We start from the raw sequence: 19,744 nt of genomic DNA on the forward strand, positions 1-19,744 counted from the left end.
CTTCCGGTGACATCGCGGACCGGGTGATGTCCGGGAAAAGATGACCATCGCCTAGAGTCGGGCGAATGGCCCCGACCCCCTCACGGCTGGCCTGGTTGGACGCCCTGCGGGGGCCCGCCGCGCTGGCCGTCGCGCTGCACCACTCCGGCTGGACCTTCGTCCCGGACGTCTGGGCCGAGGTGGATCGCCGGATCGACGTCGGCACCTGGGGCGTCTTCGTGTTCTTCCTGGTCAGCGGCTACATCATCCCCGCCTCCCTGGAACGGCGCGGTGACCTGCGGGCCTTCTGGATCGGCCGCGTCTTCCGCCTCCTCCCTCTGCTGCTCGCCGCGATCGGCCTGGCACTCCTGCTCGCGTACGCGGGGGCGTACGCCCTCCACCCGGGCCTGAGCACGCGGCCCCTGCCCCTGGTCGTCCTCGGGAACGTGACGATGCTGCAGGAGCTGCTCGGCGTTCCCGCCGTCATCGACGTGATGTGGACGCTCTCGTACGAGATGGCGTTCTACCTGCTGGCGGTCGGGCTGTTCGCCACGGGACGGGCGCACCGGTCGGCCGCGACCGCGATCGTCCTGGCGCTGTCGGCCGTGCTCCTGGGTTTGCTGCTGACGAAGCCGGTCATCGGTGGCCGCGCCGACCTGGTCGCGGTGCTTCTCGGGGTCGCGGTGGTCGCGGTCGTCGTGGTGTCGGCGTGGGCGGGAGGCCGGTCGCGTACGGCCGCCGCCGTGGCGGGCGGTCTCCTCGGGCTGACCCTGGTGATCCTGGGCAGCCGGATCGGCGCGTGGCAGGGGTTGATCATCCTGGCCGTGATGTTCGCCGGTACGGCCGTGTACCGCGCCGAGCAGGGGACCATCCGGTGGCGTACCGCCGTCGCCACCGTGCTGACGGTCCTGGCCTGCGGGGCCCTCGCCAAGGACGATCCCGGCTGGGCGCCCGCGATCCTGCTGGCCGCGGGTTTCTTCGCCGCCGGGTTCGCGCTGCGGCGCAGGTCGTTCCCCCGCTGGCTCGCCCACCTGGGAGTGATCAGCTTCTCCCTCTATCTGCTGCACCCGCTCCTGCTGCGGATCAGCCCGAACCTCCCGATGTTCTTCCTCGCCCTGGTGCCGCTCTGCTATCTGACCCACCGCCTGATCGAGGCCCCCGCGCAACGTCTCGGCAGGCGGCTGGCAGCGTCTCCGGCGTCTCCGGCGTCTCCGGCGTCTTCGGTGGGGGAGTCCGCGCCGCACGGGCATTAGGACTCGCCCGGCCGCCCGGGTCAGGGGGCGGCGTACCGCTCGACGTAGGCGGCCCTGTGGCCGGCCCGCTCGACCGACCCCGACGACCTTCCCGGCCCTCGGGCCCCGGGCCTCGCCGAACTCCCTCGTGGATTCATGGTTTCGTCAATGCGGTACGAAGTTCGCGTGGCGTGGTCGTCCGATCGGTGGCGGACACCACTCGCTGACCTAACTTCGAGGTGTGTCCAGCCAGCACCCACCTTGAGGAACCGACCATGGCCTTCGTCACCACCGCTGACAGTACCGAGATCTTCTACAAGGACTGGGGCGGCGGGCAGCCGGTCGTCTTCAGCCACGGCTGGCCGCTCAACGCCGACGTCTGGGACGACCAGATGAAACTGGTCGCGGACAACGGTTTCCGGGCCGTCGCGCATGACCGCCGGGGGCACGGGCGTTCCGGCCAGCCCTGGAACGGCAACGACATGGACACCTACGCCGACGACCTGGCCCAATTGATCGAAGCCCTCGACCTGCGCGAGGTGATCCTGGTCGGCCACTCCACCGGCGGTGGCGAGGTGACCCGCTACATCGGCCGGCACGGCACCTCCCGCGTCGCCAAGGCCGTCCTGCTGGGCGCGGTCCCGCCGCTCATGCTGAGGACCGACGCCAATCCCGAGGGCCTGCCGATCGGGGTGTTCGACGAGATCCGCGCGGGGGTCAAGGGTGACCGCTCGCAGTTCTACAAGGACCTCAGCATGCCCTTCTACGGTTTCAACCGGCCAGGCGCGGAGGTGTCGGAGGGGGCGAGGAACGCCTTCTGGCTGTGGAGCATGCAGGTGGGCCTCAAGGGGGCGTACGACTGCGTCAAGGCATTCTCCGAGACCGACTTCACCGAGGACCTCCGGCGCTTCGACGTCCCGACCCTCATCGCGCACGGCGACGCCGACCAGATCGTGCCCATCGTCGCCGCGGGCCCGAAGTCGGCCGAACTGGTGGAGGACGCCACCCTGAAGGTCTATCCGGGCAGGCCGCACGGCCTGGTCGGCGCCTACCGGGACGAGTTCGACGCCGACCTGCTCGCCTTCATCAGCTCCTGAGACGGTTCGGTGCCGGTCCGCCGGCCGTCGTCGGCGTCCGAGACGGTTCGGCGTCCGAGACGGTTCGGCGTCCGAGACGGTTCGGCGTCCCGGGTGGGGGCGACGTCCTGAACGGGGTCGGGGAGCGGGATTCGCCGCGCCGCGATCGCGAACGTTCGGGGCAGCGAATCGTTCGGGAGCGCACGATTCTCATTTCGCTCCGCACGATTCGTATTCCGTACGGGAGGAACGTTCGTTCGCATTCCTGTATCCAGCAGGGCCGTAACCCTCCTCGGACGCACGCGACGACTACGCCTGTGTCTACCGTGACGTCGCGAGGCGTCGCTGTTCCTCCTCGACGACCTGGCGGGCCAGGGTCTGGTCGGAGATGTCGATCGCGTCGGGGGTGGACTCGGCGAGGTCGCTGCGGCGGGCGTAGGTGTCGAAGAGCCCGGACTTGCCGCGGAGGATGTCCAGCATGCGCTGGTCGACGCTGTCGGCCGTCAGGATGCGGTGCACCTGGACCTTGCGGACCTGTCCCATGCGGTGGGCGCGGGCCACGGCCTGGCTCTCCATGGTCGGCTTGACCTGGGGCTCGCAGATGATCACCACGGAGGCGGCCTGCAGGTTGACGCCGACGCCGCCGGCCTGGATCTGGCTGAGCAGCACCGCGTGGCCGGGGGCGGCCGTGAACTCGTCGATGACCCGCTGGCGCTGGGCGGTGCCGAGGTCGCCCGAGATCGGCCCGTGGACCCGGCCGCCGGGGTCACCGAGGGGGCCGGGGGACCCCAGTGACCCGGAGCCGCCGAGAGCCTCGTGGACGGCGGCCATGACGTCGCGGAAGTAGGAGAAGACCACGACCTTGAGGCCGTTGTCCGCCGCCTCGTCGACGAGTTCCAGCAGCCTCTGGAGCTTGGCCGACGTCTCCGGCACGGCGTAGGCGGCGCGGCGCATCGCCATGAAGTTCCCGTCGGCCACGGCCTTCCGGTAGGCGGTGAGGTCCGCCGGGCTGAACTCCTCCCACTCGTCCACCTGGACGAGGTCGGGCAGCTCGGTGAGCACGTCCTCCTGGTTGCGGCGCAGGTAGACCGGCGCGACGGCCCTGCGGAAGGACCGCCCCTTCGCGTCCCCCGTCGCCAGCGCCGCCATGTCACCGTTCCGGATGCCGGGGAGCAGGTCGGGCCTGAGGTAGCCGATCAGGTTGCGGAACTCCTCGACGCGGTTCTCCATCGGGGTCCCGGTCATGAAGAGCACCCGGTCGGTACGGGCGCACCAGCGGGCGACGGCCCGGGAACGCCGGGCGGCCGGGTTCTTGACGTAGTGCGCCTCGTCGACCACGAACATCCCGAGCGTGACGTCGCCGGGGATCTCCAGCCGGTGCAGGGTGTCGATGGTGGTCACGGCGACGCCTCCGGTGCGGAACCACTCCGCCAGGGCCGCGTCCCGGTCGCCGCCGCGCAGGGAGTAGGCCGGCAGCGTGCTGCGGGACTCGATCTCGCGTACCCAGTTGATCAGGACGCTGGCCGGGCAGGCCACCAGGAAGTACCGCTCGCCCCGCGCCCAGAGGTGCGCGAGGGCGGCGACGGCCTCGATGGTCTTGCCCAGGCCCATCTCGTCCCCCAGGATCACCCGGCGCTGGGCGAGGGCGAAGCGGGCGCCGAACGACTGGTAGCCGCGCAGGGAGACCCTGCGGTGGGTGTCGTCGAGGTCCTGGGCCTTGACCCGCGCGGAGATGTCGTCGGGCAGGAAGCCCTCGGAGGCGACGCGGTCGGGTTCGGTGGCCGCGATCTCGGCGAGCAGGTTGTAGTACTCGGACGCGCGGAGCTCGAAGTCGACCCATGCCTCGATGCCGGACACCGGCGGGCGCAGCAGGTCCACGGAGGCCTGGCTGAAGAGCAGCGCCGTGTCGGACGCGTTCGCCTCCGCGATCACGTCCTCGATCCGCGCGACGGCCTCCTGCGCGCGGCGGCGGCCTCTCTGGCCCGCGAGCAGCATCCGCAGCCACCCGCGCGCCGGTTGCGCGGCGGGCAGGAGCGAGGCCAGCCTTTTTTCGATCCTCCGCGCGGCGCCGCTCGCGCGCGGCAGGTCGGGACCGGCGTTCACCAGCCGGTGCAGCGCGACCAGCAGGGCCGTGGTCTCGTCGTCCTGCCGGTCGACGTCGATCCGCAGCGCCACCGTCTCCTCCACCGCCCTGGCGATCTGCCCGGCGGCGGCGTGCGCCTGCTTCGCGTTCCACACCCCGACGCCGGGGAGCAGCTGGAGGGCGTACGGGGTGGTGTCCAGGATGTCGAGGACCGTCTGGTGGCCGGCCTGTTCGAGGGCCTTGAGCCGCAGCCGTCCCACGGTGACGTCCTTCAGGCGCGTCAGAGGGATCGACCCCAGCTCCTCGCGGGCCAGGCGCGTGCGTATCGAGGACAGCGCCCGCCGGACCTCGGCGCGCGCCCGCTCGTCGTCGGCGAGCAGCGTACGCGCGTGGGACAGGAGGCGGCCGGTCCTCAGGAAGAGGGTCCTGACCTGCCTGGGGGTGGATGCCGGGTCTTCTCGCTCGACGTCGCCCAAGCCCTCGTCCCTCCCGTCCACGGCCCGATCGCGGTAGTTCACCGTGGCCAACCACCCGGTCGTTGTCAACGATCGGCCAGGCCGGGCACGGCGTCACAGCCCTTTGCCCTGGAATGAGCCGTTCATTGGTTCCAGGGGGAACTTGATGAACGGTCCGGAACCGGGAGCCCACCGCCCGCCGGGACCGGTTTGTCGGTGCCTCCTGGCAGAATCCGCGTGCTTCCGAACGCGAGCGGACGAAGGTGGAGTGAGGCGGAGTGAGAGAGATGCCGGATCAGGCGAACGCGCCGCTGGTGCGGCTCGACCCGTGGGCGGAGACCGATTTCGACCTGCTGCGTCGCATCAACGCCCCGGAGATGACCGAGCACCTGGGAGGCCCGGAGACCGAGGAGAAACTTCTCGACCGGCACAGGAGATACGTCGACCTCGCCGGGAAGGAGACCGGTCGAATGTTCGGCGTCGTCCTGCTCCCGGGGCTCCAGCGGGCCGGCAGCATCGGATACTGGGAGCGCGCCTGGGGGGACGAGACCGTGTACGAGACCGGCTGGAGCGTCCTGCCGGAGTTCCAGGGCCGGGGTGTGGCGGTCGCGGCGGCCCTGGCCGTCCTCGCCGAGGCCAGGGCAGAGGGCAGGCACCGGTACGTCCACGCGTACCCCTCCGTCGACCATCCCGCGTCGAACGCGGTCTGCCGGAAGGCCGGGTTCGAGTTCGTCGCCGAGTGCGACTTCGAGTACCCGCCGGGAAACGCCATACGGTGCAACGACTGGCGCGTGGACCTCGCAGCGGGGACGTGAGACGGCCTGCTCGGGCGCCTCTCGCGGCCGTACGGCGAGCCGTCCCGCCCATGGGTGCAAATCGGTAATAGTGCACGTTGGGGGGTGAGTGTGCATTCCTGCGCAGAAGGAAGTCTTGTCGGTTTCTAGTGTTCGTGATGTCCGAACGGCAAGACCCTCCATCACCGCACAGGAGCATGACGATGAGCACCACTCGCGCCCTTCTCGCCGGAGCCGCCCTGGCCGCCTCCCTGCTGGCCGGTGTGGCCGCGGCCCCCGCCGCCTCCGCCTCCACCACCGCGGGCACCGCAGCCACGGCCGCCACGCAGCAGGCCCAGACCTCCGGCAAGCACTTCTTCGGCCCCTACTACTCCGGCTTCGGCCGCGGCGAGGACTTCGGCCACCGCTCCTACTTCAAGGGCTACTGGACCAAGGACAACGGCCGCTACTGGTTCTACGGCGACCTGTTCGACCGTGACCGTGACCGCTCCCCCAGCTACGTGTGGTTCAAGTGGCACGACCGCTTCGGCTTCCACACCAAGGTCTTCAAGACCCGCGGCCACGGCGACATCGACCACTTCGGCGGCTTCAAGAAGAGCAACGGCTTCGACGACTTCAAGATCCGCGTCTGCGAGGGCACGGACAAGTTCGACGACTGCGGCCGCTGGGGCGACGCCTTCTAGTCCCGTTTTTCAAGGAACACCGACCCGCCCGACCTCCCGGACAGCGATGTCCGGGAGGGGCACGGGTCCGACCGTCCCCGGCTCCGAGGGCATGACCAAGCCGGAAGCGGCCGCTAACGGGACTCGGCGGGCACCGGGGCCTCGTGGCGGGACTCCGTACCGGCCCCGCCGCGCCCGCGCAGGCCGGACGCGACGACGGCCGCCGCGGCGACGGCCATCGCGAGCGGGATGACCAGGGCCGCGCGGAAGCCGTCGAGCTGGGTGAGGAGCGATCCGCCGGACCCGGTGGCGGCGACGTTCACGGCGGTCACCGCCGACAGGCCGAGCGCCGAGCCGAACTGGAACGAGGTGTACAGCAGCCCACCGGCGAGCCCCTGCTCCTCCTCGGCCACGCCGTCGGTCGCGGCGATGGTGAGCGGCCCGTACGCCAGGGCGAAGCCGAGACCGAGAACGACCATGGTCGGGAACATCGCCGCGTACGTCCAGTCGAGGCCGACCGGCAGGAACAGGGCGTAGGCCACGGCGGCCAGGCAGAGCCCGCCGAAGATCACCCGGACGTTGCCGAAGCGGTTCACCAGGCGCGGGGTGAGGGTCGGCGCCAGGATGGCGTCGATGCTGACCACCAGCAGAGCCAGGGCCGCCTGCAACGACGACCAGCCGCGCAGCTCCTGCAGGTAGAGCACGACGAGGAACTGGAACCCGAAGAAGGAGCCCCCGAACAGCAGCGCGCCCAGGTTGGCGCGCACCAGCGGGCCGGAGCGGAGGACGCCCAGGCGCACCAGCGGCGACGCCGACCGCCGCTCGATCGCCACGAAGGCGGCGAGCAGCGCGATCCCGGCGGCGAGCGCTCCGGCCGTCCAGACCCAGCCCCCGGCGGGGTCCTCCAGCCTGACGACCGCGAACACCAGCACCATCATCGCCCCGGTCACGGTGACCGCCCCGGCCAGGTCGAAGCCCCGCGTGTGCCGGTCCGGGCGATCGCCGGCCGGGATGAGGAGGAGCGCGGCGACGAGGACCACGGAGGCCATGATCACCGGGGCGAAGAACACCCACCGCCAGCTGATCTCGGCGAGCAGGCCGCCGACGACGAGGCCGAGCGAGAAACCGGCCGCCGCCGTACCCGCGTAGACCAGGAGCGCCCGGTTGCGCCGCGGGCCCTCGGCGAAGTTCGTCGTGATGATGGACAGCCCGGCGGGCGCCATGAACGCGGAGGCCACCCCCGTCACGAAACGGGCGACGATGAGGACCCACCCCTCGGTCGCGAACCCGCCCAGGCCCGAGAAGACGATGAACACGCCGAGCCACGCCAGGAACATCCGCCGCCGCCCGAGCAGGTCGGCGGCCCGCCCGCCCAGCAGCATGAAACCGCCGTAGCCGAGCACGTACGAGCTCATCACCCAGCTCAGCGAACCGGTGGTCAGGCCCAGGTCGGCGCGGATCGACGGCAGGGCCACGTTCAGCATCGCCACGTCGATCCCCTCCAGGAAGATCGCGCCGCACAGCACGAGCAGCATGCCCCAGGCGCGCCCGCCCATGCGGTCCAGGGGCGGGGACAGTGGTGTGGACACGAGACGACTCCTCGGGGAGGGGCGGGAACGTGGAGGGTTCCCTCTTGTAAGTAGTCGCATCATGGGACACCATCGATGACCATGGAAGAAGGCACTTCGAAGTCACCGAGTCGCTGCTGGGATACCGGCGACGCCTACGTGGACGCCCACCAGTGGGACACCCGGGAAGACTGCGAGGTCCGCCAGATCCTCGACCGGGTCGCGGACAAGTGGTCCCTGCTCGTCATCGCGCTCCTCGACAGCCGCACCCTCCGTTTCACCGAGCTGAGCCGCGAGATCGACGGCGTCAGCCAGCGCATGCTGACCGTCACCCTGCGCCACCTGGAACGGGACGGCCTGGTGCGCCGCACTGTGCACCCCGTCGTGCCGCCCAGGGTCGACTACGAGCTCACGCCCCTCGGCGTGACCCTGCACGACACCATCCAGTCGCTCGTCAGCTGGACGGAACGGCACCAGAACGAGATCGCCGCCGCCCGCGCCGACTACGACGCCCGTACGGTCGCCGCCTCGGCCGCCCCGCCGGTCACCGCTTCTGCTGCCGCGCCGGTGGCCGCCTCGGCCGCCCCGCCGGTCACCGCTTCTGCTGCCGCGCCGGTGGCCGTATCGGCCGCCCCGCCGGTCAGCGCGCCGGTGGCCGTATCGGTCGCCGCTTCTGCCGCTCCGCCGGTGGCCGCCTCGGTCGCTCCGCCGGTCACCGCGACAGGGGCCGTCCCCTCGTCGCGGACCGGCCACGAAGCGCCGTCCGTGACGCCCCCGCGCGACGAAACCGGGCCCACCGCGCCCCTGCGTAACGAAACCCCGCCCACCACGCCTCCGCGTAACGAAACCGCGCGCACCGCGTCCCCGCGTAACGAAACCGGGCCCGCAGCGCCACCGCGTAACGAAACTCGGGCTCCGGTGCCGCCACGTGACGGAACCCGGGGCGCGGCGCCGACGTCGGCGCGTGAGGAGGACCGTTCCGGCGCGGAGTCCTCGCGGTGCGAGGTGTGCGGCGGCCCGATCCGCGTCGCGCGCACCGGCCGTCCCGCGCGGTTCTGCGGCACGGCGTGCCGCCAGAAGGCGCACCGCCACCGCTCCCGCGCCACCCTCCGGGCCTCCGGCTGACCGCCCCGCTCCCCCCTCCTGTCCCCTGTCCCTGACCGGGGTCCCCCGCCCCGGTGGTCCGGGGGTGAGACGGGTCTCGCAAGGACGGGCAAAGGCATGTCCAAGCGATCCGTGTCGTGCCCCCCGGCCGGTGCCGCAGCGTGTCTGCTGTCCAGCAGTAATGGCACTGCTTACCTGGAGGGTCGGAGATGAGGAAGTTGCTTCATGCCGGTGTGCTCGCGCTCGGCGTGCTCGCAGCCGGATGCGGCGGCGCCGACGACGGGAGCACGACCGAGCCGATGGTCGCGGACCAGGTCAAGGCGTCACCCACCTCGCCGGCAACCCCCACCTCACCGGAAACCACCGACTCGTCCTCGCCGGCGACCAGGGCCGTGGTCGAGCTGGGCGAGACGAGGATCGGAAGGGTTCTGGTCGGAGAGGGAGGCCGCACGCTCTACCTCTTCGACGAGGACAGGAACGGGAGGTCGTCGTGTTCCGGCGCCTGCGCGCGGGCATGGCCGCCGTACGTCACGGACGGGAGGCCCGAGGCGGGCCAGGGGGTCAAGGCGGACCTGCTCGACACCATCGAGCGGGACGACGGCACGACGCAGGTCACCTACAACGACCATCCCCTCTACTACTTCGCCAAGGACACCGCGGCCGGAGACATCCAGGGGCATGACGTCGACGCCTTCGACGGGGAGTGGTACGCGGTCACCGCGGAAGGAAAGAAGGCGCGCGACTGACGGACGCGCGACTGATGGGCGCGCGGCTGACGGGCGCGTGACTGACGGGCGCGCGGCTGATGGGCGCGGCTGACGGGCGCGTGAACCGGGGCCTGGAGTTCGGGCCGGAGCAGTCGCTCCGGCCCGCGGGTCACCGCGCGCCCGGCGGGTCTCACCGACACCCTGTCACCTGGTCACCTGGTCACCTGGTCACCTGGTCACCTGGTCACCTGGTCACCTGGTCACCTGGTCACCTGGTCACCCGGGCGCCCCGTCACCCGGGCGACCGGTCGCCTCGGCACCCCGCCACCCCGCCACCCGTCAGGTGGACTCCCGGATGACCAGCTCGGTGGGCAGGATCGTCGACGACACGGGCCCGCCGTCGATCTGGCGGAGGAGCAGGCGGACCGCGACCCGCGCCTGGTCCTCCCGGGGCGTGCGCACGGTGGTGAGCGCGGGCACGGCGTACGAGGAGGCCTCGATGTCGTCGAATCCCACGATCGCGACGTCCTTCGGCACCCGCAGCCCCGCCTCGCCCAGCACCCGCAGGGCGCCGATCGCCATCAGGTCACCGGTCGCGAAGACCGCGTCGAGGGCCGGGTCGTCGCGCAGGAGCTGGCGCATCGCCTCGGCGCCCGAGGCGAGGGTGAGGTCGCCGACGGCGATGATCGACCGGTGCCCGGTGTCGCGCAGGGCCTCGCGGTAGCCCCTCAGCCGTTCCTGCGCGGCGACCGCGTCCGGGGGCCCGGCGATCGCGGCGATCCGCCGCCGTCCCCTGGCGAGCAGGTGCCCGACCGCCGAGGCGGCGCCGCCCACGTTGTCGACGTCGGCGTACGCCGCGTGCGTCGCCACCGAGGGCCTGCCCAGCGACACGACGGGGATGCCCGTACGGGCCAGCGCGGCGGGCAGCGGGTCGGTGCCCTGCGCCGACACGAGCACCACCCCGTCGACGTGCCCGGAGGCGGCGTACTGCTCCACCCGGAGCCGTCCGGCCGACGAGTCGGCGATCATGAGGGTGACGCGCTTGCCCGACTCCTCCAGCTCCCGGGTGGCCGAGCGGACGGTCGCCGCGAACAGCGGGTCGTCGGAGCGGGTCCCGGCGGGGGAGCCGGAGACGACCAGCGCGATCGAGTCGGTGCGCCGGGTCACCAGGCTGCGGGCCGCCGAGTTGGGGACGTAGCCCAGCTCGTTGACGGCGTGCATGACGATCGCGCGGAACTCGTCGCTGACCGTGCCCTCACCGTTGATCACGCGGGAGACGGTCGACCTCGACACGCCCGCGCGGGCGGCGACCGCCTCCAGGGTGGGGCGCTTGACGCGCTCGCGGTGCAGCCCGTTGTGCCGGATCACCTCGCGGTACCACAGCGCGCTGTCCTTGGGCAGCCGCCGCTGCGTCTCGAAGTCGACGTGCACGATCCCGAAGCGCTTGTGGTAGCCCTCGGCCCACTCGAAGTTGTCCAGCAACGACCAGACCAGGAAGCCGCGCAGGTCGGCACCGGCCTCGATCGCGGCGTGCGCGGCCCTCAGGTGGCCCTCGAAGAAGGCGGTCCTGTCGGTGTCGTGCACGCGGTCGCCCGTCACCACGTCGTCGAACGCGGCGCCGTTCTCGGTGACGAGCAGGCCGACCTCGGGGTAGTCGCACGAGAGCCGCGTGAGCAGCTGGGAGAGCCCGGTCGGCACGATCGCCCAGCCCATCGCCGTCGTCGGGGCGTGGGTGCCGCTGAACCGGATGTTCTCGCTGCCGGGGTAGGCGGCGTTGGCCGGCTCGCCGGGCTCGGACCGTACGACGCAGGGGGTGTAGTAGTTGATCCCGAGCAGGTCGATGGGCTGGTTGATCGTCTCCAGGTCGCCGTCGTGGATGTGGCCGACCCCGCCCATGCGCTCCATGATGGCGAGCACCGCCTCGGGGTGCTCGCCGCGAAGGACGGGGTCGAGGAACTGCCGGTTGATGAGGCTGTCGATCAGGTTCACCGCCTCGGCGTCCTCGGCGGACGGGACGAGGTCGGGGTCGCTCACCTGGCCGGGCGTCATCACCGGCGTGAGGTTCAGGTTGAGGGCGATCTCGCGGGCCCCCGCGTCGCGCAGCACCCGGGCGCCCAGGCCGTGGGCGAGCAGGAGGTGGTGGGAGGCGCGGAAGGCCTCCGCCGCCGAGGCGCGGCCCGGCGCGTGGACGCCGATGCCGTACCCCAGCACCGCGGCCACCCACGGCTCGTTGATGGTCATCCACGTCCCGACGCGGTCGCCGAGACGGTCGTACATGATGCGCGCGAAGTCGGCGAAGCGGTGGGCGGTGTCGCGGTTGGTCCACCCGCCCAGGTCCTCCAGCGCCTGGGGGAGGTCCCAGTGGTAGAGCGTCACGTAGGGCGCGATGTCGGCCGCCAGCAGCTCGTCCACCAGCCGGTCGTAGAAGTCGAGCCCGGCGGCGACGGCGGGCCCCGAGCCCGACGGCTGGATCCTGGGCCACGCCACCGAGAACCGGTAGGCCCCGAGGCCCAGGTCCGCCATCATGCGGACGTCGTCGGCGTAGCGGTGGTAGTGGTCGCAGGCCACGTCGCCGGTGTGACCGTCGATGGTCCTGCCCGGCGTGTGGGAGAACGTGTCCCAGATCGACGTGCCTCGCCCCCCGGCCCGCGCGGCGCCCTCGATCTGGTAGGCGGCGGTGGCGGCCCCCCAGACGAAGCCCTCGGGAAAGGCCAGGGTCTCGCCCCGGGCCGAGACGGTCGTTGCGGTCATCATCGAAAACCCCCGTTGGTTCTCGCCACTGTCCGAAAGCGCGGACGATGGCGGGGTCGCCGTCGTCCCGGCCGGTGGAAGTGTCCTCCACCGACATCATGAGACGGTAGCGGCCCGCCGTCGAGGGATTTCCCGACCGGTGTGGGCGCGCTCCCATCTCACTCGCGTACGCGATCGGCGACACGGTAACGGACGCCACCGACAGCGAGGCCGAGGGCCGGGGGCCGGTCGCCCGCGCCGCCACCGTGGACGGGGCCGGCCGGGGCGGGAGAGGCGACCACGCGGGTCGCCGGCGGGACGTCCGGCGCCTGCCGCCGGCCGGAGATCAGACTTTGGTCGGGGGTGGCGGTGGCCGGTCGTCGGATCTTTCCCGGACGCGGGGTTCCTAGGTTCTTCCCATGAAACACGAGCTCATCCGCCTGACGGCGGTGGCGGCCGGCCTGGTCTCGGTCCTCGTCCTGGTCCTCGTCCCGGTCCTCGTCACGGCTCCCGCCGCGCGGGCCGCGCCACCCGCCACCGGGCTCACCCCGGCCGCCGTCGGGGCCTACCTCGAACGGACCATGGAGTCCACCGGACTGCCGGGGATGTCCGTCGTCGTCACCCAAAGGGGCGAGATCGTGCACGCCGGTGGGTACGGGCACGGGCCGGACGGCGAACCGGTCACCGAGAGGACCCCGATGCGTGTCGCCTCGGTCAGCAAGTCGTTCACCGCCATGGCCGTCATGACGCTGGTCGACGACGGCGGGATCTCGCTGGACGAGCCGGTAGCCGGGCGGCTGCCGGAGTTCCGCATGGCCGATCGGCGCGCGGCCGGGATCACCGTGCGGCACCTGCTCAACCAGACCTCCGGCCTGTCCGACACCACCGTGGACATCGGCGCGACGCAGGAGGCCACGTCGCTCGCCGGCTACGTGTCCGCGCTGGGCACCGGCACGCTGGCCGCCGATCCCGGTACGCGCTGGGAGTACTGCAACGTCAACTACGACGTGGCCGCCAGGCTGGTCGAGGTCGTCAGCGGACGGAGCTTCGGCGACTACATGCGGCGGCGTGTCTTCGGCCCGCTCGGCATGACGGGCAGCGCCGTCGGAGACCGCGTCGTCAGGCCGTCCGAGGGATTCAACTCGCTGTACGGCGCCTGGGTGGCGCGCCCCGAGCTGCCCGGCTTCCGCGACGGCGGTGGCGGCGGCGTCGTCACGAACGCGGCCGACATGGGCAGATGGCTGATCGGCCAGACCGGCCACGGGAAGCAACTGGTGACGCCGGAGAGCCTGAGGACCATGCACACGCCGTCCGCGGCGCGCGGCTACGGCATGGGCTGGGGCGAGGAGAGCGTGGACGGCACCAGGCTGCTCGTGCACTCGGGCAACCTGTTCACCTACACCGCGGTGGAGGCGATCGCCCCGGACACGGGGTACGGCTTCGCGGTCATGACCAACAGCGCCGCTCTCCACGACGACACCTACGACGTGCTCCTCGGCCTCCTCGCGATGAGCCGGGGTGGCACGCCCGACGTGCCGGGCGGCGGTCGGCAGGAGTTCGAGCTGGCCCTGGGGGTGATCGCGCTGGCGGCGGCGGGCCTGGGCGCGCTCGGCGTGCTGCGGTCCCGCCGCTGGGCGAGCCGGGTGGCTCATCGCGCACGGGTTCGGTCCCAGCGGGTGCCCGGCGTGCCGGAGTCCCGCCGTTGGGCGAGCCGGGTGGCTCATCGCGCACGGGTTCGGTCCCAGCGGGTGCCCGGCGTGCCGGAGTCCCGCCGCTGGGGGAGCCGGAGAGCGGGGAGCCCGGCCTGGCGGACCGGTCTGCGGACGGTGCTGCGGACGGGGTTACGGACGGCGCCGTTGCTGCTGCCGGCCGCGCTGTTCGCCGCGTACCCGTGGCTGATCTCCTTTCTGATGAACGGCCGGACGGTCACCTGGGAGCAGCTCACCTACTTCGCCGCACCGATGACGATCACCTTCGCGGTCGTGGCCGCGGCGGGGGCCGTCACCGCCGCGATGCGGCTGGTGAGGCTGCGGTCGGTAGTGTCGACCCGATGAGAATCGGCCCGATGAGAAACGGCGTGGCGCTGGCGGTGATCGCGGGATCCGCCCTGATCAGCGGGTTGCACCTCGACAGCATCCCGATGTGGCGGCAGCTTCTCTTCGTGATACTGGCCGTCGTGGCCTACCTGCACGGCCGCCACCTGCCCGTACGGCGCGGCCGGCTGCTCCTGGTCGTTCTCGCGACGGCCGGGTCCCTCTACGCCGTGCCGGACGTCGCGACCGCTGTCGGCGCGTTGGCGGTCCTCGGCCTCTTCGTGGTGCTGCCGTGGCTGGCGGGCTGTTTCCAGCGGCAGCAGGCCGACCTGCTGGAGGCGGGCCGGGAGCGGGTCGCCCGGCTCGGGCGGGAGCGGGAGTTCGTCGCCGAGCGCGTCACCCTTCGCGAGCGCGCCCGTATCGCCGAGGACATGCACGACTCGCTCGGCCACGAGCTGGCACTGATCGCGCTGCGCGCCGGAGCCCTGGAGCTGGCCGCCGACATGACCCCGCGGAACCGGGAGGCGGCGGCGCGACTGCGGGCCTCCGCGGTCACCGCGACCGACCGCCTCCGGCACACCCTCGGGGTGCTGCGCGAGACCGGCGCCGTTTCCACCGAGCCGCCGGACGAGTCCGTCGAGGCGCTGGTGGACCGCGCGCGTGGCGCCGGGATGACGGTCGTCCTCGACCACGCCGGCGAGGGGGCGCCCCTGCCGCCGCTGGTGGACAGGGCCGCGCACCGGGTGGTGCGCGAGTCGCTGACCAACGCCGCCCGCCACGCCCCGGGCGCTGACGTGCGCGTACGCGTCGAACGGGCCCGCGACGCGGTCACCGTCACCGTGTCGAACTCCGCCGCCCCCGCCCCCGCCCCCGCTTCCGCCCCCGCCGGGCCGGTGCCGGTGAGCGGGGCGAGCGGGGGGAGCGGGATCGCGGGCCTGCGCGAGCGGGTGCGGTTGCTCGGGGGCACCCTGCGGGCCGGTCCCCGGGACGGCGGGTCCGTCGTGACGGCGCGGTTCCCGTCCGGCCCGGCCTTCGAGGGGGAAGGGGCCCCGACCGGCGGGAGAGGAGACGAGGGAGACCGATGATCCGGATAGTGCTGGCCGACGACGAGGCCATGATCCGAGCGGGGGTGCGGGCGATCCTCGCCACCGACGAGGAGGTCGAGGTGGTCGCCGAGGCCGCCGACGGGCGCGAGGCGGTCGAGCTGGTGCGCGCGCACCGGCCGGACATCGCGCTGCTGGACATCCGGATGCCCCGCCTCGACGGCCTGTCCGCCGCGGCCGAGCTGCGTGCCGCCACGCCGGAGGTCGCGGTCGTCATGCTGACCACGTTCGACGAGGACGAGTACGTCTCCAGGGCCCTTGACGAGGGGGTCCGCAGCTTCCTGCTGAAAGCCTCGGACCCCCGCGAGCTGATCACCGGGGTGCGCGCGGTCGCCGACGGCGCGGCGTACCTGTCGCCGAGGATCGCGCGGAAGGTCATCGAGCGGCTGAGCGGCGGCAGGCTGTCCCGGGCGGGGGTGGCACGCGAGCACGTGAGGTCGCTGACCGCGCGGGAGCGCGAGGTGCTGGCCCTCGTCGGCCGGGGAATGTCCAACCAGGACATCGGCCGCGAGCTGTTCCTCTCGCAGGGCACCGTCAAGGCTCACGTCAGCGCCATCCTGCTCCGGCTCGGCCTGAACAACCGCGTCCAGGCCGCGATCATCGCCTACGAGGCGGGGCTGGTGCCGGGGGACGCCTGAGCGGGCACACGGGTCCATGAGCCGGATGAAGGCCCCTCTCAGGCCCCGGGGAGTCTCAGCATGCGGTCGAGCAGCTGGCGGTGGTGGGCCAGGAGGCGCTGCCGCGCCCGGGGGTCGGTGGAGACGGAGTGCGCCTCGGCGATCGTCTGGCCGTGCAGGAACCCGTACACGCTCCAGATCAGCGTGCGCAGCATCAGGCCCAGGTCCACCTGGTCGTCGATCAGCCCGGCCCTGGCGGCGGTGCGCATCGCGTCACGGATGTCGTTGATGAGGGAGACCGAGTAGGCCTGCTCCAGGTCGGGGAAGTCGGCGGCGTCGCCGAGCCAGCGGTGCATCCACAGGGCGGGGATCTGCGGGTTGTCGAGGCAGAAATCCAGGTAGCGCTCGGAGAGCTCGTACATGACCGCGGCGAACTCCTCGGGGCCGGCGGCGGGGAGCGCGCTGAGCGCGTCCTCCACGACGGCCCGTTCCGCCCGCCCCGCGTGGTCGATGACGATGAGGTAGAGATCGTGCTTGTCGCCGAACCGCCGTTGCACCCATGCCAGGTCCTGCCCGGCAGCCTCCGCTATCCCCTGCAGTGACGTGCCGTCGTGACCGAACGCCGCGAAGAGCCGCGCCGCGATGTCGATGACCGCCCGGCTCTGCGGGTCGTCGGCGGGAGTCATGATTCGATTCAAGTCCCCCGGGCGGGTACGGAGGCCCCGGCATTGGTCTTGAACTGGTCAAACCTGTGTGTGCGATGGGCTCGCGGGAGGGGAGGGCGCGGGTCAGGAGGGGAGGACGCTCAGCCGGCCCGTACCGGTCAGGGTGGTGATCCGCCGCGGGGCGGACGGGTCGCGCCGCACCTCGACGGTCGCGTTCCCGGTGCTGGTCCGCACGTTGTAGCCCTCCTCGTACTCCGGCCCGTCCGGCACCCTGACCTCCACGTTCCCGGCCGCCCTTACCACGGCGCTGACGTCGTCCGGCGGGACCGCGAACCCCAGGTCGACGTCTCCCGTGCCGGTCTCGACGTCGGCCTCGGCGGACCTGAGGCCGGCGCCGATCACGTTGCCCGTCTGCGCCCGGACCCGCAGCGCGCCCCCCGTGCCGTCCACGATCACGTCGCCCACGGCGGTGGAGAGGCGCAGGTCGCCCTGGATCCCGCTCACCGAAACGGTTCCGAAGCGGTGGGACGTCGCCTCGACGTCGGTGGCCGCGGGCACGCTCAGGACGTAGTCGGCCTGGCAGACGGGGCCGTCGGGACAGCTGACGCCGAGCCTGAGCGTCCGCCCGTCCCACTCCTCGGTGACCACGGGCCGGTCCTGGAACCACAGGAGCGTCCGCTCCAGGTCCAGCCGCTTCGCCACGCCCGGCACGACCGAGACGTTGACGTTGCTCGCGGTCTCCACGACGATCTTCGAGGAGGTGAGCGCCCGGGACTGCAGCGTGGTCTCGGCGCTCGGGCGGACCCTCGTGATCTCGGCCCACGCCCCCAGGGCGGTGAAGGCCACGGTGAGCGCGGTGAGGGTCCCGCCGGCGATCAGCCAGACGGTCCGGGCGTTGTTTCGTGTCGGCATGTTCTCTCAAACCTTCAGGAATCGCAGGACGGCGAGCACCCGGCGGTGGTCCTTGTCGGCGCCGGAGAGGTCGAGCTTGGTGAAGATGTTGTTGATGTGCTTGCCGACCGCGCTCTCGGACACCACCAGGGCCTCGGCGATCCCGGTGTTGGACCGGCCCTCCGCGATCAGTGACAGCACCTCGTGCTCCCTGCGGGTCAGCCGGTCCAGCGGGTCGCTGTGCCTGCGCAGCAGCAGCTGGGCGACCACCTCGGGATCCAGCGCGGTGCCCCCGGCGGCGATCCTGCGCAGCGCGTCGAGGAACTCCTCGACGTCGGCCACCCGGTCCTTGAGCAGGTAGCCGATCCCGCTGGTGGCGGTGGACAGCAGCTGGGTGGCGTAGCGCTCCTCGACGTACTGGGAGAGCACCAGGATCGCGAGCGTCGGCCGCTGGCGGCGCAGGACGAGCGCCGCGCGCAGGCCCTCGTCGGTGTGCGAGGGGGGCATCCGCACGTCGGTGACGACGAGGTCGGGGACGTGCTCGTCCACGGCGCGCAGCAGCCCCTCCGCGTCGGACACGGCGGCCACCACCTCGATGCCCGCCGAGCCGAGCAGGCGGACGAGCCCTTCCCTCAGCAGTACGGAGTCCTCTGCGAGCACTACGCGCACGGTAGCTCCACTCTGATCGTCGTCGGCCCGCCGAGCGGGCTGTCGACGTACAGGATGCCGTCCACGGAGCCGACCCGGCGGGACAGGCCGCGCAGGCCGGTCCCCCGCTCCGGGTCCGCGCCGCCGTGGCCGTCGTCGCTGACGGCCAGGTGGAGACGGTCGCCGAGGCGGTCGACGGTGACCTCGGCGCCGGACGCCCCCGCGTGCTTGGTGATGTTGGTCAGCGCCTCGGAGACGACGAAGAACGCCACCGCCTCGACCGTGGGGGACACCCGCTCGGGGATGTCGACGTTCAGCCGTACGGGGAACGGGGCCCGCGCGGCCAGCCCGGACAGCGCCGCGTCCAGGCCCTGGTCGTTGAGCACGGCCGGGTGCAGCCCCCGGACGAGGTCGCGCAGCTCCTTCAGGGCCTGCTTGGCCTCCTCGTGCGCCTGCACGATCACCTCGCGGGCGGGTTCCGGCAGGTCGGTGAGGGTGGCGCGGGCCATGCCCAGGTTCATCGCCAGCGACACCAGCCGCTGCTGGGTGCCGTCGTGCAGATCCCGCTCGATGCGGCGGCGCTCGGCGTCCGCGGCGTCGACCACCCCGGTACGGCTCTCCCGCAGCGTCTCCACCCGCTGGGCCAGCTGGTCGCTCAGGCTGGGGCCGAGCAGGGCCTCGGCGGCGATCACGTCCAGCACCGCGAACCCGCGGGCCACCCACGGCCCCGCGACGAGCAGGGCCCCCGAGACGAGGACGAACGCCAGGCTCGGCCAGGTCTCCTCCGCCGCCCAGTGGCGCACGGCGAGCCCGGCGGTGACCAGCCCGCCCGCCCACGCCCCGACCGCGGAGGCGGCACCGAAGCCGCTGATCAGCGGGGCCAGCAGGTGGTAGCCGATCCGGCGCCAGGTGCTCCGCGTCCTGGCCTCCTGGAGCAGCCGCCTGAACGGGTTCATGCTCAGCGGGCGGCGCGGGACCGGGGGGATGTCGACGTCGAGGAAGGCCGCGAACCGGGACCGCTGCACCAGGGTGAGCAGCCGGACGACCCAGAAGAACAACAGCAGCGCGACCACGGGGACCACCACGGTCCACACCAGCAGCACCGACGCCGTCACCAGTGCCCCGATCACCGCCGTGCCCAGCAGGGCGATCGGCACGCCCGTCACCAGGTGCGCGGTGCGGAGCCAGGCCCTCGCGGACCAGTGGGCGCTGATCCTCTCCCAGGGGGTGGTCATCTCGGTGCCGGTCATGGAATCCACCGTAGGGATCACGGCGGTCCGGACACAGGGGCGAGGTATCCCGGAAAAAGGTAGGGCAAACCCCACCTCCCGCGCGATCCTTTAGAGATAACCCCAATGGGGGTAGTCATGGGTTATAAATGGAGGCGACCTGAACGC

At 72.2% G+C, this 19,744-nt stretch carries 16 protein-coding genes; 9 read left to right on the forward strand and 7 right to left on the reverse strand.

Features of this window, described 5'->3' with window-relative positions; genetic code table 11:
• Positions 1-65: 65 nt before the first annotated feature.
• Entirely contained in the window at positions 66-1,232 is a 1,167-nt protein-coding gene (locus ACFYWM_RS19915) for an acyltransferase family protein (RefSeq protein ID WP_389916673.1), read from the forward strand.
• Positions 1,233-1,486: 254 nt separating this feature from the next.
• Positions 1,487-2,308, forward strand: a complete 822-nt coding sequence (locus tag ACFYWM_RS19920) for an alpha/beta fold hydrolase (RefSeq protein WP_389916675.1) — start codon at positions 1,487-1,489, stop codon at positions 2,306-2,308.
• 300 nt (positions 2,309-2,608) lie between these two features.
• On the opposite strand, the gene ACFYWM_RS19925 is transcribed toward ACFYWM_RS19920, so the two are convergent.
• Positions 2,609-4,888 (reverse strand): DEAD/DEAH box helicase, encoded by a 2,280-nt coding sequence (locus tag ACFYWM_RS19925; RefSeq protein WP_389916677.1) that lies wholly within the window; start codon positions 4,886-4,888, stop codon positions 2,609-2,611.
• A 224-nt stretch (positions 4,889-5,112) separates the two neighbouring features.
• On the opposite strand from ACFYWM_RS19925, the gene ACFYWM_RS19930 reads away from it, so the two are divergent.
• Together ACFYWM_RS19930 and ACFYWM_RS19935 are read left to right on the forward strand one after the other, a co-directional pair.
• Positions 5,113-5,640 carry a GNAT family N-acetyltransferase gene (locus tag ACFYWM_RS19930; protein WP_389916679.1) on the forward strand — a complete coding sequence of 176 codons (528 nt, stop codon included), beginning with the start codon at positions 5,113-5,115 and terminating at the stop codon, positions 5,638-5,640.
• A 182-nt stretch (positions 5,641-5,822) separates the two neighbouring features.
• Positions 5,823-6,302, forward strand: coding sequence for a hypothetical protein (locus tag ACFYWM_RS19935; protein WP_389916681.1), 480 nt, complete (start codon positions 5,823-5,825; stop codon positions 6,300-6,302).
• 113 nt (positions 6,303-6,415) lie between these two features.
• Here ACFYWM_RS19935 and ACFYWM_RS19940 read toward each other — a convergent pair whose 3' ends face one another.
• Positions 6,416-7,870, reverse strand: coding sequence for an MFS transporter (locus ACFYWM_RS19940; RefSeq protein ID WP_389916684.1), 1,455 nt, complete (start codon positions 7,868-7,870; stop codon positions 6,416-6,418).
• A gap of 81 nt (positions 7,871-7,951) precedes the next feature.
• Between ACFYWM_RS19940 and ACFYWM_RS19945 the strand changes: the two genes are divergently transcribed.
• Together ACFYWM_RS19945 and ACFYWM_RS19950 are read left to right on the forward strand one after the other, a co-directional pair.
• Positions 7,952-8,974, forward strand: coding sequence for a winged helix-turn-helix transcriptional regulator (locus ACFYWM_RS19945; protein ID WP_389916686.1), 1,023 nt, complete (start codon positions 7,952-7,954; stop codon positions 8,972-8,974).
• A 188-nt stretch (positions 8,975-9,162) separates the two neighbouring features.
• Complete coding sequence (locus ACFYWM_RS19950) at positions 9,163-9,699, forward strand: hypothetical protein (RefSeq protein WP_389916688.1); 537 nt, start codon at positions 9,163-9,165, stop codon at positions 9,697-9,699.
• A 300-nt stretch (positions 9,700-9,999) separates the two neighbouring features.
• Here ACFYWM_RS19950 and ACFYWM_RS19955 read toward each other — a convergent pair whose 3' ends face one another.
• A complete protein-coding gene (locus ACFYWM_RS19955; RefSeq protein WP_389916690.1) occupies positions 10,000-12,411 on the reverse strand; it encodes a GH1 family beta-glucosidase in 2,412 nt (803 codons plus the stop codon).
• A 398-nt stretch (positions 12,412-12,809) separates the two neighbouring features.
• Here ACFYWM_RS19955 and ACFYWM_RS19960 point away from each other — a divergent pair, with 398 nt between their 5' ends.
• From ACFYWM_RS19960 to ACFYWM_RS19970, 3 genes are read left to right on the forward strand one after another with little or no spacing between them, the layout of a single operon-like run.
• Entirely contained in the window at positions 12,810-14,444 is a 1,635-nt protein-coding gene (locus ACFYWM_RS19960; RefSeq protein ID WP_389916692.1) for a serine hydrolase domain-containing protein, read from the forward strand.
• A gap of 11 nt (positions 14,445-14,455) precedes the next feature.
• Entirely contained in the window at positions 14,456-15,508 is a 1,053-nt protein-coding gene (locus ACFYWM_RS19965; RefSeq protein ID WP_389916694.1) for a sensor histidine kinase, read from the forward strand.
• Positions 15,505-16,164, forward strand: a complete 660-nt coding sequence (locus ACFYWM_RS19970; protein WP_389916696.1) for a response regulator — start codon at positions 15,505-15,507, stop codon at positions 16,162-16,164. Before ACFYWM_RS19965 ends, ACFYWM_RS19970 begins: the two co-directional genes overlap by 4 nt.
• 38 nt (positions 16,165-16,202) lie before the next feature.
• Here ACFYWM_RS19970 and ACFYWM_RS19975 read toward each other — a convergent pair whose 3' ends face one another.
• The 4 genes from ACFYWM_RS19975 to ACFYWM_RS19990 all read right to left on the reverse strand — a co-directional run bounded on the left by ACFYWM_RS19975 (position 16,203) and on the right by ACFYWM_RS19990 (position 19,597).
• Positions 16,203-16,829, reverse strand: a complete 627-nt coding sequence (locus ACFYWM_RS19975; protein WP_389916698.1) for a TetR/AcrR family transcriptional regulator — start codon at positions 16,827-16,829, stop codon at positions 16,203-16,205.
• A gap of 102 nt (positions 16,830-16,931) precedes the next feature.
• The gene (locus tag ACFYWM_RS19980) at positions 16,932-17,720 is read right to left on the reverse strand and encodes a hypothetical protein (RefSeq protein WP_389916700.1); all 789 of its coding nucleotides are present in this window, start codon (positions 17,718-17,720) and stop codon (positions 16,932-16,934) included.
• Positions 17,721-17,726: 6 nt separating this feature from the next.
• Positions 17,727-18,368, reverse strand: a complete 642-nt coding sequence (locus ACFYWM_RS19985) for a response regulator (RefSeq protein ID WP_389916702.1) — start codon at positions 18,366-18,368, stop codon at positions 17,727-17,729.
• Positions 18,359-19,597: a histidine kinase gene (locus ACFYWM_RS19990; RefSeq protein WP_389916704.1), complete on the reverse strand. Its 1,239-nt coding sequence runs from the start codon at positions 19,595-19,597 to the stop codon at positions 18,359-18,361. Before ACFYWM_RS19990 ends, ACFYWM_RS19985 begins: the two co-directional genes overlap by 10 nt.
• Between the last annotated feature and the right edge of the window lie 147 nt (positions 19,598-19,744).

The organism is Streptosporangium sp. NPDC002721 (genome assembly GCF_042888905.1).
Taxonomy (GTDB): Bacteria; Actinomycetota; Actinomycetes; order Streptosporangiales; family Streptosporangiaceae; genus Streptosporangium.

Excerpts from the sequence above, each read along its gene's own strand:
- ACFYWM_RS19970 (WP_389916696.1), top strand. The coding sequence starts at position 15,505 with ATGATCCGGATAGTGCTGGCCGACGACGAGGCCATGATCCGAGCGGGG.
- ACFYWM_RS19950 (WP_389916688.1), top strand. The coding sequence starts at position 9,163 with ATGAGGAAGTTGCTTCATGCCGGTGTGCTCGCGCTCGGCGTGCTCGCA.
- ACFYWM_RS19990 (WP_389916704.1), bottom strand. The coding sequence starts at position 19,597 with ATGACCGGCACCGAGATGACCACCCCCTGGGAGAGGATCAGCGCCCAC.
- ACFYWM_RS19955 (WP_389916690.1), bottom strand. The coding sequence starts at position 12,411 with ATGACCGCAACGACCGTCTCGGCCCGGGGCGAGACCCTGGCCTTTCCC.
- ACFYWM_RS19975 (WP_389916698.1), bottom strand. The coding sequence starts at position 16,829 with ATGACTCCCGCCGACGACCCGCAGAGCCGGGCGGTCATCGACATCGCG.
- ACFYWM_RS19920 (WP_389916675.1), top strand. The coding sequence starts at position 1,487 with ATGGCCTTCGTCACCACCGCTGACAGTACCGAGATCTTCTACAAGGAC.
- ACFYWM_RS19935 (WP_389916681.1), top strand. The coding sequence starts at position 5,823 with ATGAGCACCACTCGCGCCCTTCTCGCCGGAGCCGCCCTGGCCGCCTCC.
- ACFYWM_RS19930 (WP_389916679.1), top strand. The coding sequence starts at position 5,113 with ATGCCGGATCAGGCGAACGCGCCGCTGGTGCGGCTCGACCCGTGGGCG.
- ACFYWM_RS19965 (WP_389916694.1), top strand. The coding sequence starts at position 14,456 with ATGAGAAACGGCGTGGCGCTGGCGGTGATCGCGGGATCCGCCCTGATC.
- ACFYWM_RS19945 (WP_389916686.1), top strand. The coding sequence starts at position 7,952 with ATGGAAGAAGGCACTTCGAAGTCACCGAGTCGCTGCTGGGATACCGGC.
- ACFYWM_RS19915 (WP_389916673.1), top strand. The coding sequence starts at position 66 with ATGGCCCCGACCCCCTCACGGCTGGCCTGGTTGGACGCCCTGCGGGGG.
- ACFYWM_RS19980 (WP_389916700.1), bottom strand. The coding sequence starts at position 17,720 with ATGCCGACACGAAACAACGCCCGGACCGTCTGGCTGATCGCCGGCGGG.
- ACFYWM_RS19960 (WP_389916692.1), top strand. The coding sequence starts at position 12,810 with ATGAAACACGAGCTCATCCGCCTGACGGCGGTGGCGGCCGGCCTGGTC.